The following is a 25,701-nucleotide window of genomic DNA, read 5'->3' as shown; positions in this document are numbered from 1 at the left end:
TTGGGGTCGTTACGGATTCGACAGGCATTATGAGGCATATTTTGCAACCCGTGTGGCGACGTAAACGCTCAGTTAAATATAACTGCAAAAAATAACACTTCTTACGCTCTAGCTGCCTAAAAACCAGCAGGCGTGACCCGATTTGGATTGCTCGTGTTCAATGACAGGTCTTATGATTAGCGAGATACGATTAAGCCTTGTCTAGTGGTTTGATAAGAGATTAATAGACTCGCAGTTCCTAGGCTTGAGTTATGTGTCGAGGGACTGTTAAAACAATACATAACCTATGGTTGTAGACAAATATGTTGGCAGGTGTTTGGACGTGGGTTCGACTCCCACCGGCTCCATTATTCCTTTGCATTCTATTGCATTCCTTGGTAAAACGTTGTTAAATCAACGTTTTTTATTTTTGTCTTTGGTATTCCTTGGTATTCTTTTGCTAAAAAAGGATACAAAAAAAGATACAACATTGTTGTATCTAAAAAATAATTTTGCTTTTCTACGGAAGACATGGGATTCGAACCCACGCACGCTGTTACACGCCTACCGCGTTTCCAACACGGCCTCTTAAGCCTCTTGAGTAATCTTCCAATACTTACTCAAATAGTCTACCATAAAGCCACTTATCTTGCAATAAAAATTTTGGAAATAAGAAAAATGATAGAATTTGAAAGAAAATGATAAAAAATGCTTGACTTTGATAGAAATTGTGCTAGAATGAATAGTGTAAACGATAACAGGAGGTGATTTGGTGTTAAAAACTGAGCGGAAGCAACTGATTTTAGAGGAGTTAAATCAACATCATGTAGTTTCCCTAGAAAAATTGGTTAATCTATTAGAAACATCAGAATCGACAGTACGAAGAGATTTGGATGAGTTGGAGGCTGAAAACAAGCTTCGCCGTGTGCATGGTGGAGCAGAATTGCCCCACTCCTTGCAGGAAGAAGAAACCATCCAAGAAAAATCTGTCAAAAACCTTCAAGAGAAGAAGCTACTGGCTCAAAAAGCAGCCTCTCTTATTAAGGAACAAGATGTTATCTTTATTGATGCTGGAACGACAACTGCTTTTTTAATCAAGGAATTGGTTAATAAGAATATTACAGTTGTGACCAACTCCATTCATCATGCGGTACAGTTGGTTGAAAAACAGATTCCAACTGTCATGGTTGGAGGAAGTGTCAAGATGGCAACAGATGCATGTATCGGTGGTGTTGCTCTTAACCAAATCAATCAATTGCACTTTGACCGTGCCTTTATCGGGATGAATGGTGTAGACGATGGTTATTATACGACTCCTGATATGGAGGAGGGAGCCGTGAAACGTGCTATTTTTGAGAATGCCAAACAAACCTATGTTTTGGTCGATTCGTCAAAGATTGGACAAACTTGCTTTGCCAAGGTAGCACCACTTACACGCGCTATTGTCATCACAAGTCAAGGGCATGAGCTCTTGCAGGCTATTAAGAAGAAAACGGAGGTAATAGAAGTATGATTTATACAGTCACACTCAATCCATCCATTGACTATATCGTGCGCTTGGACCAAGTTCAAGTCGGTAGTGTCAATCGTATGGACAGTGATGATAAGTTTGCTGGTGGAAAAGGAATCAATGTCAGTCGTGTCTTGAAACGCTTGGATATTCCTAATACAGCGACGGGATTTATCGGAGGCTTTACTGGTAAATTTATCACAGATACCCTTGCAGAAGAGGAAATCGAAACTCGTTTTGTCCAAGTAGCAGAAGATACTCGTATCAATGTCAAGATTAAAGCAGACCAAGAAACAGAAATCAACGGAAGGGGTCCAACTGTTGAACCAGCCCAGCTAGAAGAGTTGAAAGCTATTTTATCTAGTTTGACTACAGAAGATACGGTTGTGTTTGCGGGTTCGAGTGCTAAGAACCTAGGCAATGTTATCTATAAGGATTTGATTGCATTGACACGCAAGACTGGTGCCCAAGTGGTTTGTGACTTTGAAGGACAGACCTTGATTGATAGTTTGGACTACCAGCCACTTTTGGTTAAACCAAACAATCACGAACTTGGAGCTATCTTTGGAGTGAAACTTGAAAGTTTAGATGAAATCGAGAAATATGCTCGAGAATTGTTGGCTAAAGGTGCTCAAAATGTTATCATCTCTATGGCTGGGGACGGTGCCCTCCTTGTAACATCTGAGGGAGCATACTTCGCTAAACCAATCAAAGGGACAGTAAAAAATTCAGTTGGTGCTGGTGACTCTATGGTTGCTGGATTTACCGGTGAATTTGTCAAATCAAAAGATGCAGTAGAGGCCTTCAAATGGGGAGTGGCTTGTGGGACAGCAACTACCTTCTCGGATGACTTGGCAACAGCGGACTTTATTAAAGAAACATATGAAAAAGTTGAGGTAGAAAAACGATGAAAATTCAAGACTTATTGAGAAAAGATGTTATGTTGCTGGATTTGCAGGCAACTGAAAAAACAGCTGTCATTGAAGAAATGATTAAAAGTTTGGTAGATCACGGTTATGTGACGGATTTTGAAACCTTTAAAGAAGGGATCTTAGCGCGTGAAGCTCTAACTTCCACTGGTTTGGGTGACGGAATCGCTATGCCACACAGCAAAAACTCTGCTGTCAAAGAAGCAACAGTTCTCTTTGCTAAGTCAAACAAGGGTGTTGACTATGAGAGCTTGGATGGGCAACCAACAGACCTCTTCTTTATGATTGCAGCTCCAGAAGGTGCCAATGACACTCACTTGGCAGCCTTGGCAGAATTGTCTCAATACTTGATGAAAGATGGTTTCGCTGACAAACTTCGCCAAGTAACATCTGCAGATCAAGTTATCGAACTATTTAACCAAGCTTCAGAAAAAGCTGAGAAACCTGTTCAAGCACCTGCCAATGAATCTGGTGACTTTATCGTTGCTGTTACAGCTTGTACAACAGGTATTGCTCATACTTACATGGCCCAAGAAGCCCTTCAAAAAGTGGCTGCTGAAATGGGTGTTGGGATCAAGGTTGAAATCAATGGTGCTAGCGGTGTTGGTAATCAACTAACTGCAGAAGACATTCGCAAGGCTAAAGCTGTTATCATCGCTGCAGATAAGGCAGTAGAAATGGATCGTTTTGATGGCAAACCATTGATCAATCGCCCGGTTGCAGACGGTATCCGTAAGACTGAAGAATTGATTAACTTGGCTCTTTCAGGAGATGCTGAAGTCTACCGTGCTGCTAATGGAGCAAAAGCTGCAACAGCATCTAATGAAAAACAAAGTATCGGTGGTGCCTTCTACAAACACTTGATGAGTGGTGTATCACAAATGTTGCCATTCGTTATTGGTGGTGGTATCATGATTGCCCTTGCCTTCTTGATCGATGGCGCTTTGGGTGTGCCACAGGATAGTCTTGGCAATCTCGGATCCTACCATGAGCTAGCTTCCATGTTCATGAAAATCGGTGGTGCAGCCTTTGGCTTGATGCTCCCAGTCTTTGCTGGTTATGTAGCCTACTCTATCGCTGAAAAACCAGGTTTGGTAGCTGGTTTTGTGGCTGGTGCAATTGCCAAAGAAGGTTTTGCCTTTGGTAAAATCCCTTATGCAGCAGGTGGTGAAGCAACTTCAACTCTTGCAGGTGTCTCATCCGGTTTCCTAGGTGCCCTTGTTGGTGGATTTATCGCAGGTGCTTTAGTTCTTGCTATCAAGAAATACGTTAAAGTTCCTCGTTCACTTGAAGGTGCTAAATCAATCCTTCTCTTGCCACTTCTTGGAACAATCTTAACAGGATTTGTCATGCTAGCTGTTAACATCCCGATGGCAGCAATCAACACTGCGATGAATGACTTCTTAGGCGGTCTTGGAGGCGGTTCAGCTGTCCTTCTTGGTATCGTTCTTGGTGGAATGATGGCTGTTGATATGGGTGGTCCAGTTAATAAAGCGGCCTATGTCTTTGGTACAGGTACGCTTGCAGCAACTGTTTCTTCAGGTGGTTCTGTAGCCATGGCAGCAGTTATGGCTGGAGGAATGGTGCCACCACTTGCTATCTTTGTCGCAACCCTTCTTTTCAAAGATAAATTCACCAAGGAAGAACGCAACTCTGGTTTGACAAACATCATCATGGGCTTGTCATTTATCACTGAGGGAGCGATTCCATTTGGTGCCGCTGACCCAGCTCGTGCTATCCCAAGCTTCATCTTTGGTTCTGCAGTAGCAGGCGGACTCGTTGGTCTTGCTGGAATTAAACTCATGGCGCCACACGGAGGAATCTTCGTTATCGCCCTCACTTCAAATGCCCTTCTCTACCTTGCCTGTGTCTTGGTTGGCGCAATTGTAAGTGGTGTGGTTTATGGTTACCTACGTAAACCATTAGAAAAATAATCATAAATACTCAAATGACTGAACACGAAAGTGGGCAGTCATTTTTTGATGATGGAGTTAGGGAGAACGGTCTTTAAAGTGATATAATAGAGGTAAATCTTAGAGAATTTAAATGATAGAATGCTGAAGTTCTACAAATATCTTAGAGGAGATAAGTGTCATGAGTGATTCTAGAAAAGAAGGAATCGACAAACTAGAAAAGGAACAGTTCGGTCGCAAAAGTCTTACAAAAGAAGCGTTACAAGGAACCTATGCCAGCTTGGTGGAGGAAGATTTTCCTGATTCTAAACGAATTCATTTTATAGCTGATTTAGGTAGGAGCCCAGAAATTGCCTTTCATTTTGAACTCATTTGCAACGATTGGGAGGAAGGAACTGACCTAAATTTTGAAGCAAGTTTTGACCAGCATGGGCAGGAGGGAATAGACTATCTTTTGGAAACTCTCAATCAAGAGGAAGATGAGAGTCAACGCATTTTGATTGTTTATTTTCTAGCGAAAATTCTTTTCAAAGTAAGACATAGAGATTTTTATGCATCTTCTTGCAAGCAAGTACTTCCTGTTCTAATCTCTCTTTTACCTAGTTCAGAAGCTTCGAATCGTAGAAAGCTAATCATTGCCCTAGGTTGGATTGGTTCAATAAGTGAGATAGAAATCTTAGGGCAACATCTCTTGACTGACCCAGATGCACTTTGTCGTGCCTGGTCTGCCAGTAGTTTGATGCAATTATCTTTTCATCAAGTTGAAAAAGAAGTCTTGATGGAGAAAACGAAGGATTTGTTTCGAGAGGCGATTCCAGAAGAAAAGGACTTTCGGGCTTGTGCTCTGATGATAGAAGCAGCTCAAGTTTTATTTGGGAAAAAATGGATTCCTACATCTGCTGTAGAGAAGTTGGAAATCGAGAAGATTGAGAAGGCAAGAAAATCAGCAATTAGATTTTTGAAGAAGTAGTGAGACAAGGTTGTTGAAAAATCATATAGAATAGAAAATTCAGAAATATCAACGAAAGATGATTGTGTCTAGTAGATGCAGTCATTTTTTTGATTTCTCTAGATGTTTCTGAAATATGGTATAATAGAAGCATGGCAAACAAAAATACAAGTAAAACAAGACGGAGACCGTCTAAAGCAGAACTCGAAAGAAAACAGGCTATCCAGAGGATGTTGATTTCCTTAGGAATTGCCTTATTGTTGATTATTGCAGCTTTCAAGCTTGGTGCTGCGGGTATCACCCTTTATAATCTCATTCGACTGTTAGTCGGAAGTTTAGCTTATGTGGCTATAGGTGCCCTCCTCATCTATCTTTTTCTATTTAAATGGATCCGCAAGCAAGAGGGACTTCTGTCAGGATTTCTCTGTATCTTCGCTGGCTTGCTCTTGATTTTTGAGGCCTATCTTGTCTGGAAGTTTGGTTTGGAGCAGTCAGTTCTAAAAGGGACCTTGGCTCAAGTTATGACGGATCTGACTGGTATTCGGGTGACTAGCTTTGCTGGTGGAGGTCTGCTAGGTGTTGGACTTTATATCCCCATATCCTTTCTTTTCTCCAATATCGGATCGTACTTTATTGGAGTTCTTTTGATTCTAGTTGGGGCTCTCTTGGTCAGTCCTTGGTCTATTTATGATGTTGCAGCCTTTATTGGAGCTCAGTTCAGATCCTTCATGGAAAAACAGGAACAGAGAAAACAGGAACGCTTCATCAAGAGAGAAGAAGAGAAGGCTCGTCAAGAAGCTGAAGAAGCTGCCAGAATCAAGAGAGAACAAGAAGAACAGGATGCACTACCGCTTCCTCCTGTAGATCCTGAAACGGGAGAAATCTTATCAGAAGTTCCAGACTATGATCTTCCACAAATTCCTGAAAAAGAATGGAGTGAACCGGAGATTATCCTCCCTCAAGCTGAATTTGAAGTTCCAGATGCGGAAGAAGATTTTGAGGATGAAGAGGTACAGGTTGATTTTTCTGCCAAAGAAGCTCTTGAATACAAACTGCCAAGCTTGCAACTCTTTGCGCCAGATAAACCCAAAGATCAATCCAAGGAAAAGAAGATTGTTCGAGAAAATATCAAAATCCTAGAAGAAACCTTTGCTAGCTTTGGTATCAAGGTGACAGTAGAACGGGCTGAAATTGGACCATCAGTTACCAAGTATGAAGTCAAACCAGCAGTCGGTGTACGGGTTAACCGCATTTCCAATCTGGCAGACGACTTAGCGCTAGCTCTAGCAGCTAAGGATGTTCGGATAGAGGCTCCAATCCCTGGTAAATCCTTAGTTGGAATTGAAGTGCCCAACTCTGAGATTGCGACCGTTTCCTTCCGTGAACTCTGGGAACAGTCTCAAACAAAACCAGAAAATCTCCTTGAAATACCTCTAGGTAAGGCTGTCAATGGAACTGCTCGCACCTTTGATCTTTCCAAGATGCCCCACTTACTTGTTGCAGGTTCAACGGGATCAGGGAAGTCCGTCGCAGTTAACGGTATTATTGCCAGCATTCTCATGAAAGCAAGACCAGACCAGGTCAAGTTTATGATGGTGGATCCAAAGATGGTTGAGTTATCGGTTTACAATGACATTCCTCACCTCTTGATTCCAGTTGTGACCAATCCACGCAAGGCCAGCAAGGCCCTGCAAAAGGTTGTGGATGAGATGGAAAACCGTTATGAACTCTTTGCTAAGGTTGGTGTGCGAAATATCGCTGGTTACAATGCCAAGGTCGAGGAATTTAATAGCCAGTCTGAGTACAAACAAGTACCGCTTCCTTTGATTGTTGTCATTGTAGACGAGTTAGCAGACCTCATGATGGTGGCCAGCAAGGAAGTGGAAGATGCCATTATTCGTCTCGGACAGAAGGCACGTGCCGCAGGGATTCACATGATTCTCGCAACGCAACGTCCATCAGTTGATGTTATCTCTGGTCTCATCAAGGCCAATGTCCCATCTCGTGTAGCTTTTGCAGTTTCATCAGGTACAGATTCACGAACCATCTTGGATGAAAATGGAGCTGAAAAATTGCTCGGTCGAGGAGACATGCTCTTTAAACCAATCGATGAAAATCACCCAGTCCGTCTGCAAGGATCCTTTATCTCGGATGATGATGTTGAACGCATCGTAAACTTCATCAAGGCTCAGGCGGATGCGGACTACGATGAGAGTTTTGATCCAGGTGAGGTTTCTGAAAATGACGGTGAATTTTCAGATGGTGAAGCTGGTGGCGATCCGCTCTTTGAAGAAGCTAAGGCTCTGGTTATCGAGACGCAGAAAGCCAGTGCCTCTATGATTCAGCGTCGTTTGTCGGTTGGATTTAACCGTGCGACCCGCCTTATGGAAGAACTCGAAATGGCAGGTGTCATCGGTCCAGCTGAGGGAACCAAACCACGAAAAGTATTGCAACAATAAAAAATAGCTTCTTTCCAAAGCTGGAAGGAAGCTATTTTAGTAGTTATTGATTGCTTTTGTTTTCGGAACTAGTCGTTTTGGACGAGTTTCCACTATCAGTTGTTTCTTTTGTTGAGGAAGGTGTAGAAGAATCCTGAGTTGTTGTTTTCTTCTCTTCTTTTTTCTCTTCCTTTTTATTGGATTGAGGAGTTTCTTCCTGCGAGGTATTTTCTTTAGTGGAAGTGTTGTCCTTGTTAGGAGTAGTATTCTCCTGAGGGGCTTCTTTTTGAATTTCCTTGACAACAGTTGTTTGGGTTGTCGTCGGTTCTTTTTTATTGTTTTTGCTATTATCCATGGCGTTCATGATAGTGATAGTAGCGGTGATTAGGCCAAGGATACTACCGATGGTAGCAATCGTTTTTTGAAAGACAGTAAATCCCTTTTTGATGTGTTCTGTTTTTGGTTTTGAAGTTCTATGATAGTTAGACATGATACTCTCCTTTAATTATGATTTATTATACCTCATTTCTTTAAAAAAATCTTAAAAAAAGAGGACTTGCCCTTTCTTGTCGCAAGCTTTGTTTCATGATACAATAGAAGAAGTGATTTTAGAAAGCGTGAGAAAACATGATCTACTTTGATAATTCGGCAACGACCAAGCCTTATCCTGAAGCACTTGAAACCTATACGCAGGTCGCTTCGAAAATTGTAGGAAATCCTTCTAGCCTCCATCATTTGGGAGACCAGGCGACACGAATTTTAGATGCTTCCCGGCAGCAAATTGCAGATTTGATTGGCAAGAAGAGTGATGAAATCTTCTTTACTTCTGGAGGAACAGAAGGGGATAACTGGGTCATCAAAGGTGTGGCCCTTGAAAAAGCCCAATTTGGCAAGCACATCATCGTATCAGCCATTGAACATCCAGCAGTCAAGGAGTCAGCCCTCTGGCTGAAAAGTCAGGGTTTTGAGGTGGATTTTGCTCCAGTTGATGAGAAAGGGTTTGTGGATGTTGAGGCTCTAGGAGCTTTGATACGACCTGATACGACCCTCGTCTCCATTATGGCAGTAAACAACGAAATTGGATCTATTCAACCTATTGAGGCCATCTCAGAACTGTTGGCAGACAAGCCAACTATTTCCTTCCACGTTGATGCAGTTCAGGCACTCGCTAAGATTCCGACTGAAAAATATCTGACAGATCGTGTAGATTTTGCGACCTTCTCAAGTCATAAATTTCATGGTGTCCGAGGTGTTGGCTTTGTCTATATCAAGTCTGGTAAGAAAATTACGCCTCTTTTGACAGGTGGTGGTCAAGAGCGTGATTATCGTTCGACAACTGAAAATGTAGCAGGGATTGCAGCGACAGCCAAGGCCCTCCGTTTGTCTATGGAAAAGTTAGATATCTTTACTAATAAGGCAGGGCAGATGAAATCAGTCATTCGCCAAGCGCTTTTGGACTATCCAGATATTTTTGTCTTTTCAGATGAGGAAGACTTTGCCCCTCATATCCTGACTTTTGGAATCAAGGGTGTTCGTGGTGAAGTCATTGTTCACGCCTTTGAAGACTATGATATTTTCATCTCCACAACCTCTGCTTGTTCATCCAAGGCTGGAAAACCTGCGGGAACCTTGATTGCCATGGGAGTGGACAAAGATAAGGCCCAGTCAGCTGTGCGTCTTAGCCTAGACCTTGAAAATGATATGAGTCAGGTTGAGCAGTTTTTGACCAAGCTAAAATTAATTTACAATCAAACTAGAAAAGTAAGATAGGAGCATTCATGCAGTATTCAGAAATTATGATTCGCTACGGAGAGTTGTCAACTAAGGGCAAAAACCGTATGCGTTTCATCAATAAACTTCGCAATAATATTTCGGGCGTTTTGTCCATCTATCCCCAAGTTAAGGTAACTGCTGATCGCGACCGTGCCCACGTTTACCTCAATGGAGCCGACTACACAGCAGTTGCAGAATCTCTTAAACAAGTCTTCGGGATTCAAAATTTTTCTCCAGTATATAAGGTTGAAAAATCTGTAGAAGTTCTGAAGTCTTCTGTCCAAGAGATTATGACAGATATCTACAAGGAAGGCATGACCTTTAAGATTTCTAGTAAGCGTAGCGATCACAACTTTGAGCTCGATAGTCGTGAACTCAACCAAACACTTGGTGGAGCTGTATTTGAGGCAATTCCAAATGTCCAAGCTCAAATGAAAAATCCTGATATCAATCTTCAGGTGGAGATTCGTGAGGAAGCAGCTTATCTTTCTTATGAAACTATTCGTGGAGCAGGTGGCTTGCCTGTAGGGACTTCTGGTAAGGGGATGCTCATGTTGTCAGGAGGGATTGACTCGCCTGTAGCAGGTTATCTAGCCCTTAAACGTGGAGTAGATATTGAGGCCGTTCACTTTGCCAGTCCACCTTACACTAGTCCAGGTGCTCTCAAAAAAGCCCAAGATTTGACTCGTAAATTAACCAAGTTTGGCGGCAATATCCAATTTATCGAAGTGCCTTTCACTGAGATTCAAGAGGAAATCAAAGCCAAGGCGCCAGAAGCCTACCTCATGACTTTGACCCGTCGTTTTATGATGCGCATTACCGACCGTATTCGTGAGGTACGAAATGGTTTAGTTATCATCAATGGGGAAAGTCTCGGTCAAGTAGCTAGCCAAACTCTTGAAAGTATGCAGGCTATCAACGCTGTGACCAACACTCCTATCATCCGCCCTGTGGTTACTATGGACAAGTTGGAAATCATTGACATCGCTCAGGAAATTGATACTTTTGAAATTTCTATCCAACCGTTTGAGGACTGCTGTACCATTTTTGCACCTGATCGTCCTAAGACCAATCCTAAAATTAAGAATGCAGAGCAGTATGAAGCACGCATGGATGTTGAAGGTTTGGTTGAGCGAGCAGTGGCTGGTATCATGATTACTGAGATTACACCTCAAGCTGAAAAAGATGAAGTCGATAACTTAATTGACAATCTCCTCTAATCAGAAAATCCAGAAGAATTCAGAAAAACAAATGAAAAAGTTAGTTATTTATCCTTAAAATGGACATTTACTGACTTTTTTTCTATTTTTTATGGTATAATGAGATAAAATTTTGAATATAGAGAGTTTTCTGACAATGAATCATTCCTACTTTTACTTAAAAATGAAAGAACACAAACTCAAGGTTCCTTATACAGGAAAGGAGCGTCGTGTGCGTGTTCTTCTGCCTAAGGACTACGAGAAGGACACAGACCGTTTTTATCCTGTAGTTTACTTTCATGATGGGCAAAATGTCTTTTACAGCAAGGAGTCTTATATCGGACACTCTTGGAAAATTATTCCAGCCATTAAGCGAAATCCTGACATCAGTCGCATGATTGTCGTTGCTATTGATAATGATGGTATGGGACGGATGAATGAGTACGCAGCTTGGAAGTTTCAAGAATCTCCTATTCCAGGGCAGCAGTTTGGCGGTAAGGGTGTGGAGTATGCCGAGTTTGTCATGGAGGTGGTCAAGCCTTTTATCGATGAAACCTATCGTACCAAAGCTGATCGCCAGCACACGGCTATGATTGGTTCGTCTCTAGGAGGCAATATTACCCAGTTTATCGGACTAGAGTACCAAGACCGAATTGGTTGTCTAGGTGTCTTCTCATCTGCCAACTGGCTTCACCAAGAAGCTTTTAACCGCTATATCGAGCGTAAGAAATTGACGCCTGAACAGCGCATTTTCATCTATGTGGGAACAGAAGAAGCAGACGATACGGACAAGACCCTGATGGCTGGCAATATCAAGCAAGCCTATATCGACTCGTCGCTTCGCTACTACCATGATTTGATTGCAGGTGGAGTACACTTGGATAATCTTGTCTTGAAAGTTCAGTCTGGTGCCATCCATAGTGAAATCCCTTGGTCGGAAAATTTACCAGACTGTCTCCGATTTTTTGCAGAGAAATGGTAAGTTAGGAAAGGAGAAAGCCAATGCATATTGAAAACCTTAGCCACTGGAGTGGCAATCTCAACCGTGAAATGTACCTAAACCGTTATGGACATGCTGGGATTCCAGTTGTTGTTTTTGCTTCATCTGGTGGTAGTCACAATGAATACTATGATTTTGGCATGATTGATGCCTGTTCTTCCTTTATCGAAGAAGGTCGTGTTCAGTTCTTTACCCTATCCAGTGTTGACAGTGAGAGCTGGTTGGCCACTTGGAAAAATAGTCATGACCAAGCTGAAATGCACCGTGCCTATGAGCGTTATGTGATTGAGGAGGCGATTCCTTTTATAAAGCATAAGACAGGTTGGTTTGACGGTATGATGACAACAGGTTGCTCAATGGGGGCCTACCATGCACTCAATTTCTTTCTCCAGCATCCAGATGTCTTTACCAAGGTGATTGCCCTCAGTGGTGTTTATGATGCACGTTTCTTCGTTGGCGATTACTACAATGATGATGCTATTTACCAAAACTCGCCAGTAGATTATATCTGGAATCAAAACGACGGCTGGTTTATCGATCGTTATCGTCAGGCGGAGATTGTCGTTTGTACGGGCCTTGGTGCCTGGGAACAAGACGGTCTGCCATCCTTCTACAAGCTCAAAGAAGCCTTTGACCAGAAACAAATTCCAGCCTGGTTTGCTGAATGGGGGCACGATGTCGCCCACGACTGGGAATGGTGGCGTAAACAAATGCCCTATTTTCTTGGACACCTGTATCTATAAAAGGAGTTGCCTATGAATTACCTTGTTATTTCTCCCTACTATCCGCAAAACTTTCAACAGTTTACCATCGAGCTAGCTAATAAAGGCATTACAGTCTTGGGGATTGGTCAGGAGCCTTACGAACAACTAGATGAACCTTTGCGCAATAGCCTAACCGAGTATTTCCGTGTAGATAATCTTGAGAACATAGACGAAGTCAAGCGTGCTGTTGCCTTTCTTTTCTACAAGCATGGTCCTATCGACCGTATCGAGTCGCACAATGAATACTGGCTTGAACTAGACGCAGCCCTACGAGAACAATTCAATGTCTTTGGTGCCAAACCCGAAGACCTTAAAAAAACCAAGTTTAAGTCTGAAATGAAGAAACTCTTCCAAAAGGCAGGTGTACCTGTTGTACCTGGCACTGTTATCCAGACAGAAGCAGATGTAGACCAAGCAGTCGAGACGATTGGCCTACCAATGATTGCCAAACCGGATAATGGAGTGGGAGCGGCAGCAACCTTTAAGCTTGAGACAGAAGACGATGTAAATCACTTCAAGGAAGAATGGGACCATTCAACCGTTTATTTCTTTGAGAAATTTGTCACTTCCAGCGAAATCTGTACCTTTGATGGACTAGTGGACAAGGATGGTAATATCGTCTTTTCAACGACTTTTGACTACGCCCATACACCACTTGATCTCATGATTTATAAGATGGACAATTCCTACTATGTGCTTAAGGATATGGATCCCAAACTGCGCAAGTATGGGGAGGCCATTGTCAAGGAATTTGGCATGAGAGAACGCTTTTTCCATATCGAGTTCTTTCGTGACGGGGACGACTACATTGCCATTGAGTACAATAACCGTCCTGCAGGTGGCTTTACCATTGATGTTTATAACTTTGCTCACTCTTTGGACCTCTATCGTGGCTATGCAGCTATTGTCGCAGGAGAAGAGTTTCCAAGTTCAGAGTTTGAGCCCCAGTATTGCTTGGCAACTTCACGTCGTGCCAATGTCAACTATGTTTATTCAGAAGAAGACTTGCTTGCCAAATACAGCCATCAGTTCAAGGTTAAGAAGATCATGCCAGCTGCCTTTGCGGAACTTCAAGGAGATTACCTGTATATGATGACAACTCCGAGTCGACAAGAAATGGAGCAGATGATTGCAGACTTTGGTCAACGTCAAGATTAATGAAAAGGATGAAAGGAGTTTGACTTCTTTTGTCCTTTTCTTAAAGATAGATTAAATAAAGCGTTTTCCAGAGATTCTTTTAGAAAATCTGTTGCTAAAAGGCCTAAAAATTGATAGAATAAGGATTGTCTAAAAAAATTGAAGGAGAATCTATCAAATGGATTTTACATGGGCTATTAAATATGCCACTGAATTCTTGGGAACTGCTATTTTGATCATTCTTGGTAATGGTGCAGTTGCTAACGTTGAACTTAAAGGTACGAAAGGTCACCAAAGTGGCTGGCTCGTTATCGCTGTTGGTTATGGTATGGGGGTTATGATTCCGGCCTTGATGTTTGGTAATGTATCTGGTAACCACATCAACCCAGCTTTCACTCTTGGTCTTGCAGTTAGCGGACTTTTCCCTTGGGCTCAAGTAGTGCCATACATTATCGCACAAGTTTTGGGAGCAATCTTCGGACAAGCTTTGGTTGTTGCAACTCATCGTCCTTACTACTTGAAAACAGAAAATCCAAATAATATCTTGGGAACTTTCTCAACTATTTCAAATGTTGACCAAGGAACAAAAGAATCACACTTTGCAGCATCTGTTAACGGGTTTATCAACGAGTTTGTTGGTTCGTTCGTTCTCTTTTTTGCAGCACTAGGTATGACTAAAAACTTTTTTGGTGCAGAAGTAATGCAATACATGAAACAAATGGCAACGCAGGCTAATCAAACAGTTGACTTTTCTGAATTAGCTATCAAAGCTCAAATAGCACCACACACAACAGCAGGTCTTTCAGTAGCTCATTTAGGACTTGGTTTCCTAGTAATGGCCTTGGTAACTTCACTCGGTGGACCTACTGGACCTGCTTTGAACCCAGCTCGTGACTTTGGACCACGTCTCCTTCACGCTGTTCTTCCAAAATCGGTTCTTGGTCAACACAAGGGTGATTCAAAATGGTGGTATGCTTGGGTTCCGGTTGTAGCTCCAATTGCAGCGGGTATTGCAGCAGTAGCAGTATTCAAACTACTTTACCTATAAGAAACGAAACTGGGGAAACCCAGTTTTTTGTTATAAAATTTCTAAATAAATCAGATATGTCTTGTAAAATATTCGAAAATCCTTTAAAATAAAAGAGTTGGGGGAATTTATGGATGTGAATAAGATTGTTCGGATCATTCCGACTTTGAAAGTTAATAATCGAAAATTAAATGAGACATTTTACATTGAAACTCTAGGAATGAAACCCTTACTAGAAGAGTCTGCCTTTCTTTCATTAGGTGACCAGACGGGTACGGAGAGATTGATTTTAGAAGAAGCTCCAAGCATGCGAACTCGTAGAGTTGAAGGACTTAAGAAGCTAGCTAGACTCTTGATAAAGGTTGAGGATCCTTCTGAAATCGAGGCCCTTCTTTCTCAAATGAAGTCTCTTCCTCGCTTATTTAAAGGAAGCCGTGGATATGCTTTTGAGATTGTTTCTCCTGAAGAGGATGTGATCCTTGTTCATGCAGAAAATGATATAAGAAATTTGGTTCCACTGGAAACTGTTCCTGAATTTTATTCAAATACAAGTATAAAATACGTGAGCCAATTTGATGTTTCTATGGAGTTGCGTTTGCCTGAGGGGACAGAGAGTTTACTTGATTCTGAAGGAGTAGCGTCAGCAATCACCTTTACTAAAGGGCAAGGGCCAGATTTGGCTGTTGAAAACAATGTTACTTGGGACCTGACGATGTTGAAATTTTTAGTAAAGAATTTTGATCTAACCAGTCTTCGTCAAAAATTTGAAAAGACAGGCTACTTTGTCCCTAAGTCTGAAAAATTCTTCCTTGGTAAAGATACCAATAACATTGAATTGTGGTTTGAAGAAGCATGAAGTTGGAAAAAATTCTAAGAAAAATAGAAAATCAAATCGAGGCAGGGATTTATCCCGGGGCCTCTTTTGCGTATTATAAGGATGGTGAATGGAAAGAGTCTTATCTAGGATTGAGTGATCCAGAAAGGGGCTTGAAAACAGAGAGCGGTTTGGTCTATGATCTGGCCAGTGTGAGTAAAGTTGTGGGAGTGGGGACGGTTCTCATCTTCTTGTGGCTGCAGGGCATATTAGATATTGATCGATCGGTGACGGATTTTTTACCGGAGTGTGATTATTCTGATATCACTATACGGCAACTTCTGACCCATGCCACAGACTTGGACCCCTTTATTCCCAATCGAGACAAGTTAAGTGCAGAGGAATTAAGAGAAGCCATGTTTCACCTCAATAGACGAAATCAGCCAGCCTTCCTATACTCGGATGTTCATTTTTTACTCTTGGGCTTTCTTTTGGAAAAAATCTTTAACCAAGACTTGGATCAGATTATAGAAGAACAAGTTTTGAAACCATGGGGGATGAAGGAAACGATGTTTGGTCCCGTTGAGGTTGCTGTACCAACAGTGAGAGGAGTGGAGGCCGGAATCATTCACGATCCTAAAGCCCGTCTATTAGGAAGACACGCTGGTAGTGCAGGTTTGTTTTCGACTGTTAAGGATTTGCAGATCTTTCTGGAACATTACTTGAAAGATGATTTTGCTGCAGAATTGAGCCGAAATTTTTCTCCTTTAGATGATAAGGAGCGGTCTCTAGCCTGGAATCTGGAGGGAGCTTGGCTCGACCATACGGGCTATACGGGTACCTTTATCATGTGGAATCGAGAGAAGCAGGAGGCGGCTATCTTTTTATCCAATCGAACGTATGAGAAGGATGAGCGTGCCCAGTGGATAGTCGATCGAAATCAAGTGATGGAAATGATTCGTCAAGAGGAGTAGGGAGAAGCATGTCAAAAATCGTAAAAGGAACTCTGTATACAGTAGTGGCAGGGATTGCTTGGGGCTTGTCTGGAACCAGTGGCCAATACCTGATGGCACACGGGATTTCTGCTCTAGTCTTGACCAATTTGCGACTTATTATTGCAGGCTTGGCACTGGTAGCCTTATCCTATATGACTGCAAAGGATAAACTCTATGCTTTTTTTAAAGACAGAAAAAGCCTTTTATCTCTGCTGTTATTTGCAGTTTTCGGGCTTTTCTTAAACCAGTTTGCCTATCTTTCTGCCATTCAGGAAACCAATGCTGGAACGGCGACAGTTCTCCAGTATGTATGCCCCGTTGGGATCTTGATTTATACTTGTATCAAGGACAAGGTGGCGCCTACTCTGGCTGAGATTATTTCGATTGGTTTAGCAATTGGAGGAACGTTTCTGATCGCGACGCATGGGAAAGTCGACCAGTTGTCTGTCACACCCCTAGGTCTGTTCTGGGGCCTCTTTTCAGCCTTGACCTATGCCCTCTATATCATCCTTCCTATTGCTTTGATTAAGAAGTGGGGCAGTATTTTGGTGATTGGTGTCGGGATGGTTATTTCTGGTGTAGTGGCTATTCCTTTCACAGGAGTCTTACAGGCCAGCATACCGACTAGCCTAGATTTTCTCTTTGCATTTGCTGGGATTATCATCATCGGAACGGTCTTTGCCTATACAGCTTTCCTAAAAGGAGCTAGTCTGATAGGCCCTGTTAAGTCTAGTTTATTGGCTTCTATAGAGCCAATTTCTGCCGTTTTCTTTGCCTTTCTGATTATGAAGGAACAGTTTTATGCGATTGATTTTGTCGGTATGGCTATGATTTTACTAGCCGTGACCATTATTTCATTGAAAGATTTACTGTTGGAAATAAAGAGTAAGTAATTAAAAAATCCACTCAATCGAGTGGATTTTGTGTGTATAGATGATTAGTCTTTATTTTCGTGTGGCAAAATCAAGTTCAAGATAATTCCTGTCATGGCTGATAGAGCAGTACCTGAAAGTGTAACTGGGCCAAGTTTGAGGATAGCCCCACCAAGTCCAAGTACTAACATGGCACTTGCGATGATGAGATTACGCATTTGACTGAAGTCAACGCGCTCTTTAATCAAAACTTTTAGACCGTTGCTGGCGATAACTCCGTAGAGAAGGATGGACATGCCACCAAGCACAGCATTTGGAATGGTTGAAATCAAGGCAGTGAACTTGCCTAGGAAGCTAAGAGCAATGGCGATGAAGGCCGCGTTACGGATAACAGAGACAGAAGCGATACGAGTCATCCCGATAACCCCTGTATTTTCTCCGTAAGTCGTGTTAGCTGGTCCACCGAGGAAAGCAGATACAGATGTCGCGATACCGTCACCGAGAAGCGTACGGTGAAGTCCTGGTTCTTTTAGGAATTGACGGCCACAGATTTGGCTCAAAACAGTGTGGTCTCCGATGTGTTCTGAAATTGTTACGATTGCAATTGGCAAGATAGCAATTGTTTCAGGACCGAAGTACAAGTTGTACTCTTTAAAGGCACCACCAGTGCTAAATGGCAAGTAGAAACCAGGAATTTCAAACCAGTTGGCTTGAAGGACTGGGGTAAAGTCAACCAAACCAAGCATCATAGCGAAGATATACCCACCGATGATGGCAAAGAGGAAAGGAATGATACGGAGGAACCCTTTTCCTTTTGTATTGATAAAGGCCGCAATCAAGAACGTAACAACGGCTACAAGAGCGTTCTTCCAGTTTCCGTCTGCTACAAGTCCAGCATTCGTTACAGCAGAACCAGCAAGACCAAGACCGATAACGATAATCATAGGTCCGATAATGATTGGGGGCAAGAGTTTGTCAATCCATTTCGTACCTGCAAAACGAACACTTGCTGCTACAAGGACATAGACCAAACCAGTCAAGATGACCCCAGTTTGAGCAGCAGATACATCGCCTCCCATTTCTTTCATGGCTAGAGACATAGCTGTGATAAAGGCGAATGAAGAACCTAGGTAAACTGGAACCTTAAAGCCAGTAGAAATCATATAGATAAGTGTTCCAATACCGGATGCAAAGAGAGCAACCGATACGGGCATTCCCAAAATTAAGGGAACGAGAATGGTTGCACCAAACATGGCAAATACGTGCTGGAAGCTTAGAAGAATACCTTTACCAGCAGAAGGACGTTGATCAACGTCTAGTAACAAGTCAACAGTTGATTCCTGTTTCATAAAAACCTCACTTTTGGGCACCAAAAAAGAGCCCATTATTTTGCAGCAATAGGCCCTCAGAGTAAGACTTTTTAAAAAATAGCTATCTTTTAAAAATTTATATAAATCTGCGCCTTCGTCACCTCACAGGATGACATTAAAAACCTTTGCTTGTGATAGTATAGCAGAAAAAAATGATTTTGTAAATCATTTTTTCCCGAGCCCGGAAATGCGAGAGCGAGGTATGATTTTGTAAATCATTTTTTCCCGAGCCTAGAAATGTGAGAGCGAGGTTGATTTTGTAAATTGTTTAAAGTGGGCGTTTGTTGGGCATGCCAGCCTTACGTGGATATTTGTTTGGGGTTTCCTTTTTCTTTTCAACCACAGTGATGTAGCGCGGATCTCCATTTGGTAGAGCGTAGCTGAGATTGTTCTCTACCTTGCTAAAGAGGAGGTTGAGAGCGTTCTTGGCTTCTAGCAATTCCTCAGGAGCATTGCTGGCCTTGAGTGCCAATAGTTTTCCTCCGACTTTAAGATAGGGAATGGTCAGCTCAGACAAGACCTGCATACGGGCAACCGCACGAGCCGTCACCACATCAAACTGGGCACGGAAGTTCTTGTCTTGGGCAAAGTCTTCAGCGCGTCCATGGTAGAAGTGAACACCATCCAAATCCAACTCCTGAGCCAAAAGCTGAAGGAAGTTGATGCGCTTATTGAGCGAATCAATGATGGTCACATCTAGCTGAGGATAGAGAATTTTCATGGGTAGACTAGGAAATCCTGCCCCCGCTCCGATATCAAGAAGTTTGATAGTTTCATTTGAAATCAAACCTTGCAGGATGGGAGCAATCGAATCATAAAAATGTTTGAGATAAACTTCTTCCTTGTCTGTAATAGCCGTCAAATTAATCTTTTCATTCCACTCGACCAAGAGCTCAAAATAACGTTCAAATTGGTTCTTTTGCTGGTCAGAAAGTGGAAGATTTTGCTCAGCTAGTAGTCTGTAAAATGTTTCTGGTTTCATAGTAGTTTCCTTCTCTAGTATCATCTTATTTTACCACAATCATTAAAATTTTGATATACTGGTAGTAATCTAAAAGCAGAAAGGAATAAGATTATGACTTGGATTATTCTTGGAGTTTTGGCTCTGATTGTTATTTTTGTGATTGTTAGTTATAACGGTTTGGTTAAAAATCGTATGCAGACCAAGGAGGCTTGGAGCCAGATAGATGTTCAGTTGAAGCGTCGTAATGATCTCCTCCCAAACTTGATTGAAACAGTCAAAGGCTATGCGAAATATGAAGGTTCTACCTTGGAAAAAGTAACAGAACTTCGTAGACAAGTATCTACAGCAACTTCACCAGCAGAAGCTATGAAGGCCAGTGATGCCCTTACTCGCCAGATTTCTGGTATCTTTGCAGTAGCGGAGAATTACCCAGACTTGAAAGCTAGTGCTAACTTTATCAAATTGCAAGAAGAGTTGACCAATACAGAAAATAAAATTTCATACTCACGCCAACTCTACAACAGTGTTGTCAGCAACTACAATGTAAAACTTGAAAGCTTCCCAAGTAACATCATCGCAGGACTATTTGGCTTTAAAGCTGCAGACTTCCTTCAAACACCTGAAGAGGAAAAGGCAGTTCCTAAAGTTGACTTTAGCGGATTAGGTGACTAAGATGTTGTTTGATCAAATTGCGAGCAATAAACGAAAAACCTGGATTTTGTTGCTGGTTTTCTTCCTACTCTTGGCCTTGGTTGGTTATGCGGTTGGCTATCTCTTCATGCGCTCAGGTCTTGGTGGCATGATTATTGCCTTGATTATTGGTCTTATCTACGCTCTGACCATGATCTTTCAATCGACAGAGATTGTCATGTCCATGAATGGGGCGCGTGAGGTTGATGAGCAAACAGCACCAGACCTCTACCATGTAGTAGAAGATATGGCCATGGTGGCTCAGATTCCTATGCCGCGTGTTTTCATTATTGAGGATTCTTCTTTAAATGCCTTTGCAACAGGTTCCAACCCGCAGAATGCAGCAGTCGCAGCCACTTCGGGTCTTCTGGCTATCATGAATCGTGAGGAGCTAGAAGCTGTTATGGGTCATGAAGTCAGTCATATCCGAAACTACGATATCCGCATTTCGACCATTGCTGTCGCCCTCGCCAGTGCCATTACCCTTCTGTCTAGTATGGCAGGACGGATGATGTGGTGGGGAGGCGCTGGTCGCAGACGGAGTGATAATGATCGCGATGGAAATGGTTTGGAGATTATCATGCTTGTTATCTCTCTCTTAGCCATTGTTCTAGCACCTCTCGCAGCAACCTTGGTGCAATTAGCCATTTCCCGTCAGAGGGAATTTCTGGCGGATGCATCCAGTGTGGAGCTGACTCGTAATCCTCAAGGGATGATCAATGCCTTGCGTAAGTTGGAAAATAGCGAGCCGATGCATCACCATGTTGACGATGCCAGCAGCGCTCTTTATATCAATGATCCGAAGAAAGGTGGGGGACTTCAAAAACTCTTTTATACCCACCCACCTATCTCAGAACGAATCGAACGCTTGAAACAGATGTAAAAAAATCCAGAGATGACCTCTGGATTTTTGCTTTTAGTATCTCGCTTTTAACTTGTTATCTCTCCAAAAAATAGTATAATATATGTAATTCTATATAATTGAGGTGAATGATGTATAAGCGCTGGATGACGTTTTTCTTGATTTTGATTTTTATGCCGATTCATTTGAGTATAGCAGAGAAAATCATGCGAATAAATTCATTACCGCTATCAATCCTTTTTACACTTGTTGAACTTGCATTATTTTTATATGTAGGAAAAAAGTATGACTTGTTTCACATTCGGCAAATCAGCCTAAAAGATATTCTTAAATGTTTTCTTTCATACGCCTTGCTTTTCCTGTTTTATATTATGGTCAATTTTTTAGGCCCTACCCAATCAGACACAACTCAAACTGTGCAAAGTTTATCACTTTCATGGTCTGTACTTTTTGTGGATCTCTGTGTTTTGGCACCTGTCACGGAAGAAATCTTTATGCGAGGTATGTTACAGGGGATAGTATTTAAGAATACCTATTTTGGATTGTTTGCCACATCGCTTCTTTTTGCTTATCTTCATGGTCCCTATACTATTCCTAGCTTTATCAGCTATTTAGGTATGGGATTTGCATTTGGGGTAAGGTATAAGACTTCTGACAACCTATGGAATTCCATTCTTTTGCATGTCCTCAATAATCTGGTTGCATTTTGCTTTTTGTAAATGAGATAATGCTACATTAGAATGCTTTGAGCTGTAAGATAGTAAAAAATGATTTCTAGCTTATACAATTTAAACAAAAGCCAGAGCATAATCTGTCACGTCGATGATGCCAGCAGCGATCTTTATATCAATGTTCCCAAGAGCGACGTATGTAAAAAGAATCCAGAGAAGTCTCTGGATTTTTGCTATGTTCAAAAATTATAAATCTTGTAAATCAACAACTTCCAAACCATTTTCTGTCAAACGATAGATACTCGTACAGACCTCTTTTAAGAAGCGTCTGTCATGCGAAACAGTGATCAGACCGCCGGGATAGGAGGCAAAGAGTTTTCTGATTTCGGGTTGAGAAGTGGGAGAAAAATTACGTGTAGGCTCATCCAGAAGGAGAAAGTTTGGTTTGTGCAACACTAAATCCAAAAGTAGGAGTTTGCCTTGTTGCCCGCCAGATAGGGAGCGGATTTGGTGGTGCATCTCTAGATAGCTGAAATTGAGACTGGCTAGGTGAGATTGGATTTTCTGTAGTTCTTCTTTTTGTCCAGTGTGGCTGAGGTAGGCTACTGGAGATAAATCCAATTGCAGTTTTTTATGGTAATCTTGTGGCATAAAACCAAGCGAAATCTCTCTTTTGGCGCTGAGCAGTTGTTGAAACTTGGCTAACAGAGTTGATTTCCCAACACCATTTGGCCCGATGATACCAATTTTATCTTGACCACGGACCGTTAGTTGTAACTCCTGAGCTAAAATGCGCTGGCCAATGGACAAATTTTCTTTTTCCAGTTGGATTAAGACTTTAGAAGCCGCTAATGGTTGGACGTCTGAAAAGAAAAGTTGGATTTGCTCCTCTTCAAGTGGCTTTTGTGTCATTAACTGGGCTGCTTTTTCGTAGCGTTTTTCTTGAGAGAGTATATTTTTCATTTTTTTAGCTAATAGGCGCCCAGCAACATCATTTTTAGTGTTACGCAAAGCAGTTTCTACATTCTGCTTAACGCGACGATGTTTTTCCATGGTTTTATCATGGGCTCGTTGGTCGTTAGCAGCTTGCTGGCTTTGTCTGGCAAAACTAGCCTTCCTCTGCTCATTATAGCGATCGTAGTCTAAATGCTCCACTAGGGTTTCGGCTTCTTTCCGGTGTTTAACAAGGCGTAAATGGATAATAGTATCCGCAGTTTGAGAGAGAAAGTCTTCATCGTGTGAAATGAAAATAACAGTTTGCCTAATCTTTCGAATCTGACTTTTTAGCCAATCAACCGTCTCAAGGTCTAGGTCATTTGAAGGTTCATCTAAAAATAGAATCTCAAAGGGTTTTGCCAGCTCATGGATGAGCTGAATTTTCAAAGCTTCGCCACCTGATAGACTGCCAATTTCTTGGTCGCTAGCAAAACGGTCGCTATCAAAGTGCAAATCCTCCGCCAAACGATAAAGAATGCTGTAGTCTAAATCAGCAGAATCCAAAAAGAAGTAGTCATGTAGAGATTTCTTTTTCAGGTCCTCAGCTAGTTTTTGAGGAATGTAAGCCAGTGATTGAAGGTCAGACTGGATGTCGCCCTTGATAGTAAAATCAGGTAATGCTTCCCCCATTAAAGCTCGTAGTAAAGTCGATTTACCATTTCCTTCTTCACCAATAATAGCAACTTTTTCTCCGTCTTGGATAGTCATGGTTAGGTCAGATACAAGATCTCGTAGATTTTTGTTTTGTGTGATGGTCAGATGATTGATTTTTATCATATTGTCGCCCTTTCTAGAATGTCGATAGTGCATAACAAAAAGCTCTACTTTATCTAGTAGAGCCCAAAGTCACTGTAAAACTCTATTATCCTCGTTGAAAAACTCGTCAAACTAGCTTGGAGCTGCCTAACCCAATCAAAGATGAGCATAACTTTCTAGTTTTTTGATTTTCAATGAGGACAAGATACTAGAAAATCTAGTATAAAAAGAGCACACAAAAAGAGACAAAAACAAGATCTACTAAATAAAGTTCTTTATTTGATAGATTAGTTGTTCATGTCTCCCTTACCTCCGAGTATTAGTACCTCTATCCTATACCTTTCAGGAAATTTTGTCAATAAAAAACAAGTAATTTCAAGCTCTAAAAACCAAAAACAGGTCCATAGAGAGTCAGTACGTGTTTGACATGTTCGTAATGGAACTTGTCATAGTTGCGCCAAGCGGTGCGTGCTTGATCGTTTAGTTTTAGGCTCCCTAGTCCAATAAGAAGACTGGTACGTTGGTAAAATTTCTCAAGGTCGATTAAGATACTGTTGTCCAGCTTTTCTGCTTTTTTAAGTTTCTTAAGAGTGGTGTTCAGCAGCTCTTGCAGTCGAAGATCATCGGCAGTTCCTTGTTTGCAACTTTGGTAGCTTTTATTTAACTCGAAAAGGAGTTGGTAAGCTTCAGTGATGAGTGCTTTGTCTTCCATATGAGCATCCTCCTTGCTCTGATGTATTCTTGCCTGTAGTATAGCACTAATAGGAAGTTTTGTCATAGTAAATATGTTAAAAAATGAGATTTCAATATCAAAGTTTGGAAAGCTGACTTATAGCCTTTTCATGGTATAATCAAGTGAGTACATCTTTATGGAGGAAATATGAAGTTAAATATTCAAGAAATTCGTAAGCAACCTGAAGGTCTGCATTTTGAACAAGCTTTAGACCTGGCAGCAGACTTGCGCAAACGGAACCAAGAGATTTTAGATGTCAAAGATATCCTTGCAGTGGGGAAGGTACAGTACGAAGACCGTCTGTATTTCTTGGACTATCAGTTGTCATATACCATTGTCCTTGCTTCCAGCCGCAGTATGGAGCCAGTTGAGTTGGCTGAATCTTATCCAGTCACAGAAGTTTTCATGGAAGGAGCGACCAACCAACTAGACCAGGAAGTTCTAGATGATGACTTGGTCTTGCCTATCGAAAATGGGGAAATCGACCTTGCTGAGAGCGTAGCAGATAATATTCTGCTCAATATCCCAATCAAGGTCTTGACGGCAGAAGAAGAGGCGGGTCAAGGTTTTGTGTCCGGAAATGACTGGCAAATCATGACAGAGGAAGAATACCAAGCTCAACAAGCAGTCAAGAAAGAAGAAAACAGTCCATTTGCTGGCTTGCAAGGACTATTTGATGGAGACGAGTAGATGGTTTTATCCAAGAAACGTGCCCGTCATGTCATTGAGGAAATTATTGCCCTCTTTCCAGATGCCAAGCCTAGTCTTGATTTTACTAATCATTTTGAACTACTGGTTGCGGTGATGTTGTCAGCTCAGACGACAGATGCAGCGGTAAATAAGGCCACACCAGGTCTCTTCGCTGCCTTTCCGACACCACAAGCCATGTCTGTAGCGACAGAGAGTGAAATTGCTTCACACATTTCTCGCCTGGGACTGTATCGAAATAAGGCTAAATTCCTTAAAAAATGTGCCCAACAGTTACTAGACGATTTTGATGGTCAAGTGCCTCAGACTCGAGAGGAATTAGAAAGTCTAGCTGGTGTTGGTCGTAAAACAGCAAATGTAGTATTGAGTGTGGGCTTTGGAATTCCTGCTTTTGCAGTGGACACTCATGTGGAGCGTATCTGTAAGCATCACGATATCGTTAAAAAATCAGCTACGCCACTTGAAGTAGAAAAACGTGTCATGGATGTCCTACCACCAGAAGAGTGGTTAGCAGCCCACCAGGCCATGATTTACTTTGGACGAGCTATCTGTCATCCCAAAAATCCAGAATGCGATCACTATCCCCAATTATATGATTTTAGTAATGTTTAAGAGGACTCTGAAAAAAGTTTTTGCTTGATTTTAAGGGTGC

The 25,701-nt window shown here is 41.8% G+C and carries 24 protein-coding genes, 1 tRNA gene and 1 other RNA gene; 20 read left to right on the top strand and 6 right to left on the bottom strand.

The window, feature by feature from the left end:
• Window positions 1-2 precede the first annotated feature (2 nt).
• Window positions 3-350: a transfer-messenger RNA gene (ssrA, locus tag EKB01_RS06870) on the top strand.
• 152 nt (window positions 351-502) lie between these two features.
• Here the strand turns inward: ssrA and EKB01_RS06865 are convergent.
• Window positions 503-590, bottom strand: a tRNA-Ser gene (locus tag EKB01_RS06865).
• 161 nt (window positions 591-751) lie between these two features.
• Here EKB01_RS06865 and EKB01_RS06860 point away from each other — a divergent pair.
• From EKB01_RS06860 to EKB01_RS06840, 5 genes are all read left to right on the top strand, one after another.
• The gene (locus EKB01_RS06860; protein ID WP_167266260.1) at window positions 752-1,492 is read left to right on the top strand and encodes a DeoR/GlpR family DNA-binding transcription regulator; all 741 of its coding nucleotides are present in this window, start codon (window positions 752-754) and stop codon (window positions 1,490-1,492) included.
• Window positions 1,489-2,400, top strand: coding sequence for a 1-phosphofructokinase (gene pfkB / locus EKB01_RS06855; protein ID WP_167266258.1), 912 nt, complete (start codon window positions 1,489-1,491; stop codon window positions 2,398-2,400). The genes EKB01_RS06860 and pfkB overlap by 4 nt, the downstream gene beginning before the upstream one ends.
• Window positions 2,397-4,352, top strand: a complete 1,956-nt coding sequence (locus EKB01_RS06850; RefSeq protein WP_167266255.1) for a fructose-specific PTS transporter subunit EIIC — start codon at window positions 2,397-2,399, stop codon at window positions 4,350-4,352. Before pfkB ends, EKB01_RS06850 begins: the two co-directional genes overlap by 4 nt.
• Window positions 4,353-4,512: 160 nt before the next feature.
• A complete protein-coding gene (locus EKB01_RS06845; protein ID WP_167266253.1) occupies window positions 4,513-5,301 on the top strand; it encodes a HEAT repeat domain-containing protein in 789 nt (262 codons plus the stop codon).
• A gap of 131 nt (window positions 5,302-5,432) precedes the next feature.
• The gene (locus tag EKB01_RS06840; protein WP_167266249.1) at window positions 5,433-7,739 is read left to right on the top strand and encodes a DNA translocase FtsK; all 2,307 of its coding nucleotides are present in this window, start codon (window positions 5,433-5,435) and stop codon (window positions 7,737-7,739) included.
• 43 nt (window positions 7,740-7,782) lie between these two features.
• On the opposite strand, the gene EKB01_RS06835 is transcribed toward EKB01_RS06840, so the two are convergent.
• The gene (locus EKB01_RS06835) at window positions 7,783-8,208 is read right to left on the bottom strand and encodes a DUF6556 family protein (protein ID WP_061588080.1); all 426 of its coding nucleotides are present in this window, start codon (window positions 8,206-8,208) and stop codon (window positions 7,783-7,785) included.
• Window positions 8,209-8,345: 137 nt separating this feature from the next.
• Between EKB01_RS06835 and EKB01_RS06830 the strand changes: the two genes are divergently transcribed.
• From EKB01_RS06830 to EKB01_RS06790, 9 genes are all read left to right on the top strand, one after another.
• Window positions 8,346-9,488: a cysteine desulfurase family protein gene (locus EKB01_RS06830; protein ID WP_061588081.1), complete on the top strand. Its 1,143-nt coding sequence runs from the start codon at window positions 8,346-8,348 to the stop codon at window positions 9,486-9,488.
• Between the two features lie 8 nt (window positions 9,489-9,496).
• Complete coding sequence (thiI, locus tag EKB01_RS06825; protein ID WP_167266246.1) at window positions 9,497-10,711, top strand: tRNA uracil 4-sulfurtransferase ThiI; 1,215 nt, start codon at window positions 9,497-9,499, stop codon at window positions 10,709-10,711.
• A 136-nt stretch (window positions 10,712-10,847) separates the two neighbouring features.
• The gene (locus EKB01_RS06820; protein WP_167266243.1) at window positions 10,848-11,672 is read left to right on the top strand and encodes an alpha/beta hydrolase; all 825 of its coding nucleotides are present in this window, start codon (window positions 10,848-10,850) and stop codon (window positions 11,670-11,672) included.
• 20 nt (window positions 11,673-11,692) lie between these two features.
• The gene (locus tag EKB01_RS06815) at window positions 11,693-12,433 is read left to right on the top strand and encodes an esterase family protein (RefSeq protein ID WP_096422444.1); all 741 of its coding nucleotides are present in this window, start codon (window positions 11,693-11,695) and stop codon (window positions 12,431-12,433) included.
• Window positions 12,434-12,445: 12 nt separating this feature from the next.
• Window positions 12,446-13,612, top strand: a complete 1,167-nt coding sequence (locus tag EKB01_RS06810; protein ID WP_061588085.1) for an ATP-grasp domain-containing protein — start codon at window positions 12,446-12,448, stop codon at window positions 13,610-13,612.
• 157 nt (window positions 13,613-13,769) lie between these two features.
• A complete protein-coding gene (gla, locus tag EKB01_RS06805; protein ID WP_057488548.1) occupies window positions 13,770-14,639 on the top strand; it encodes an aquaglyceroporin Gla in 870 nt (289 codons plus the stop codon).
• Between the two features lie 109 nt (window positions 14,640-14,748).
• Window positions 14,749-15,474 (top strand): CppA N-terminal domain-containing protein, encoded by a 726-nt coding sequence (locus tag EKB01_RS06800; RefSeq protein ID WP_109289809.1) that lies wholly within the window; start codon window positions 14,749-14,751, stop codon window positions 15,472-15,474.
• Window positions 15,471-16,406 (top strand): serine hydrolase domain-containing protein, encoded by a 936-nt coding sequence (locus EKB01_RS06795; RefSeq protein WP_109289810.1) that lies wholly within the window; start codon window positions 15,471-15,473, stop codon window positions 16,404-16,406. The genes EKB01_RS06800 and EKB01_RS06795 overlap by 4 nt, the downstream gene beginning before the upstream one ends.
• 8 nt (window positions 16,407-16,414) lie before the next feature.
• Window positions 16,415-17,320: a DMT family transporter gene (locus EKB01_RS06790; protein ID WP_109289811.1), complete on the top strand. Its 906-nt coding sequence runs from the start codon at window positions 16,415-16,417 to the stop codon at window positions 17,318-17,320.
• Between the two features lie 44 nt (window positions 17,321-17,364).
• On the opposite strand, the gene EKB01_RS06785 is transcribed toward EKB01_RS06790, so the two are convergent.
• A complete protein-coding gene (locus EKB01_RS06785) occupies window positions 17,365-18,648 on the bottom strand; it encodes a solute carrier family 23 protein (RefSeq protein ID WP_000808282.1) in 1,284 nt (427 codons plus the stop codon).
• 289 nt (window positions 18,649-18,937) lie between these two features.
• Window positions 18,938-19,651 (bottom strand): 16S rRNA (guanine(527)-N(7))-methyltransferase RsmG, encoded by a 714-nt coding sequence (gene rsmG / locus EKB01_RS06780; RefSeq protein WP_167266241.1) that lies wholly within the window; start codon window positions 19,649-19,651, stop codon window positions 18,938-18,940.
• A gap of 93 nt (window positions 19,652-19,744) precedes the next feature.
• Between rsmG and EKB01_RS06775 the strand changes: the two genes are divergently transcribed.
• From EKB01_RS06775 to EKB01_RS06765, 3 genes are all read left to right on the top strand, one after another.
• Complete coding sequence (locus EKB01_RS06775; RefSeq protein WP_109289813.1) at window positions 19,745-20,305, top strand: LemA family protein; 561 nt, start codon at window positions 19,745-19,747, stop codon at window positions 20,303-20,305.
• Between the two features lies 1 nt (window position 20,306).
• On the top strand, window positions 20,307-21,206 hold the full coding sequence (gene htpX / locus EKB01_RS06770; RefSeq protein ID WP_049501339.1) for a zinc metalloprotease HtpX: 900 nt from the start codon (window positions 20,307-20,309) through the stop codon (window positions 21,204-21,206).
• A 107-nt stretch (window positions 21,207-21,313) separates the two neighbouring features.
• Window positions 21,314-21,904 (top strand): type II CAAX endopeptidase family protein, encoded by a 591-nt coding sequence (locus EKB01_RS06765; protein ID WP_243830656.1) that lies wholly within the window; start codon window positions 21,314-21,316, stop codon window positions 21,902-21,904.
• Window positions 21,905-22,102: 198 nt separating this feature from the next.
• Here the strand turns inward: EKB01_RS06765 and EKB01_RS06760 are convergent, their stop codons facing one another.
• Both EKB01_RS06760 and EKB01_RS06755 read right to left on the bottom strand, forming a co-directional pair.
• Window positions 22,103-23,662: an ATP-binding cassette domain-containing protein gene (locus EKB01_RS06760; RefSeq protein WP_167266238.1), complete on the bottom strand. Its 1,560-nt coding sequence runs from the start codon at window positions 23,660-23,662 to the stop codon at window positions 22,103-22,105.
• A gap of 328 nt (window positions 23,663-23,990) precedes the next feature.
• Window positions 23,991-24,320: a helicase BlpT gene (locus EKB01_RS06755; protein ID WP_084851689.1), complete on the bottom strand. Its 330-nt coding sequence runs from the start codon at window positions 24,318-24,320 to the stop codon at window positions 23,991-23,993.
• A gap of 168 nt (window positions 24,321-24,488) precedes the next feature.
• Here EKB01_RS06755 and EKB01_RS06750 point away from each other — a divergent pair, with 168 nt between their 5' ends.
• The gene (locus EKB01_RS06750; RefSeq protein ID WP_000773191.1) at window positions 24,489-25,031 is read left to right on the top strand and encodes a DUF177 domain-containing protein; all 543 of its coding nucleotides are present in this window, start codon (window positions 24,489-24,491) and stop codon (window positions 25,029-25,031) included.
• A complete protein-coding gene (gene nth / locus EKB01_RS06745; protein WP_000244435.1) occupies window positions 25,032-25,661 on the top strand; it encodes an endonuclease III in 630 nt (209 codons plus the stop codon).
• Window positions 25,662-25,701: the final 40 nt, after the last annotated feature.

This window comes from Streptococcus sp. CCUG 71758 (genome assembly GCF_011714815.1).
Classification (GTDB): Bacteria; Bacillota; Bacilli; order Lactobacillales; family Streptococcaceae; genus Streptococcus; species Streptococcus halitosis.
The sequence above is the reverse complement of the archived record's forward strand: the minus strand, read 5'-3'. Positions and strand labels throughout refer to the sequence as shown.

Bases quoted from the DNA above. Each gene is read 5' to 3' on its own strand.
- EKB01_RS06785 (WP_000808282.1), bottom strand. From the start codon at position 18,648: ATGAAACAGGAATCAACTGTTGACTTGTTACTAGACGTTGATCAACGT.
- EKB01_RS06850 (WP_167266255.1), top strand. From the start codon at position 2,397: ATGAAAATTCAAGACTTATTGAGAAAAGATGTTATGTTGCTGGATTTG.
- EKB01_RS06835 (WP_061588080.1), bottom strand. From the start codon at position 8,208: ATGTCTAACTATCATAGAACTTCAAAACCAAAAACAGAACACATCAAA.
- pfkB (WP_167266258.1), top strand. From the start codon at position 1,489: ATGATTTATACAGTCACACTCAATCCATCCATTGACTATATCGTGCGC.
- EKB01_RS06755 (WP_084851689.1), bottom strand. From the start codon at position 24,320: ATGGAAGACAAAGCACTCATCACTGAAGCTTACCAACTCCTTTTCGAG.
- EKB01_RS06810 (WP_061588085.1), top strand. From the start codon at position 12,446: ATGAATTACCTTGTTATTTCTCCCTACTATCCGCAAAACTTTCAACAG.
- nth (WP_000244435.1), top strand. From the start codon at position 25,032: ATGGTTTTATCCAAGAAACGTGCCCGTCATGTCATTGAGGAAATTATT.
- rsmG (WP_167266241.1), bottom strand. From the start codon at position 19,651: ATGAAACCAGAAACATTTTACAGACTACTAGCTGAGCAAAATCTTCCA.
- EKB01_RS06790 (WP_109289811.1), top strand. From the start codon at position 16,415: ATGTCAAAAATCGTAAAAGGAACTCTGTATACAGTAGTGGCAGGGATT.
- thiI (WP_167266246.1), top strand. From the start codon at position 9,497: ATGCAGTATTCAGAAATTATGATTCGCTACGGAGAGTTGTCAACTAAG.
- EKB01_RS06800 (WP_109289809.1), top strand. From the start codon at position 14,749: ATGGATGTGAATAAGATTGTTCGGATCATTCCGACTTTGAAAGTTAAT.
- EKB01_RS06775 (WP_109289813.1), top strand. From the start codon at position 19,745: ATGACTTGGATTATTCTTGGAGTTTTGGCTCTGATTGTTATTTTTGTG.
- EKB01_RS06760 (WP_167266238.1), bottom strand. From the start codon at position 23,662: ATGCACTATCGACATTCTAGAAAGGGCGACAATATGATAAAAATCAAT.
- EKB01_RS06830 (WP_061588081.1), top strand. From the start codon at position 8,346: ATGATCTACTTTGATAATTCGGCAACGACCAAGCCTTATCCTGAAGCA.
- EKB01_RS06820 (WP_167266243.1), top strand. From the start codon at position 10,848: ATGAATCATTCCTACTTTTACTTAAAAATGAAAGAACACAAACTCAAG.
- EKB01_RS06750 (WP_000773191.1), top strand. From the start codon at position 24,489: ATGAAGTTAAATATTCAAGAAATTCGTAAGCAACCTGAAGGTCTGCAT.
- EKB01_RS06845 (WP_167266253.1), top strand. From the start codon at position 4,513: ATGAGTGATTCTAGAAAAGAAGGAATCGACAAACTAGAAAAGGAACAG.
- EKB01_RS06795 (WP_109289810.1), top strand. From the start codon at position 15,471: ATGAAGTTGGAAAAAATTCTAAGAAAAATAGAAAATCAAATCGAGGCA.
- EKB01_RS06815 (WP_096422444.1), top strand. From the start codon at position 11,693: ATGCATATTGAAAACCTTAGCCACTGGAGTGGCAATCTCAACCGTGAA.
- EKB01_RS06765 (WP_243830656.1), top strand. From the start codon at position 21,314: ATGATGTATAAGCGCTGGATGACGTTTTTCTTGATTTTGATTTTTATG.
- htpX (WP_049501339.1), top strand. From the start codon at position 20,307: ATGTTGTTTGATCAAATTGCGAGCAATAAACGAAAAACCTGGATTTTG.
- gla (WP_057488548.1), top strand. From the start codon at position 13,770: ATGGATTTTACATGGGCTATTAAATATGCCACTGAATTCTTGGGAACT.
- EKB01_RS06840 (WP_167266249.1), top strand. From the start codon at position 5,433: ATGGCAAACAAAAATACAAGTAAAACAAGACGGAGACCGTCTAAAGCA.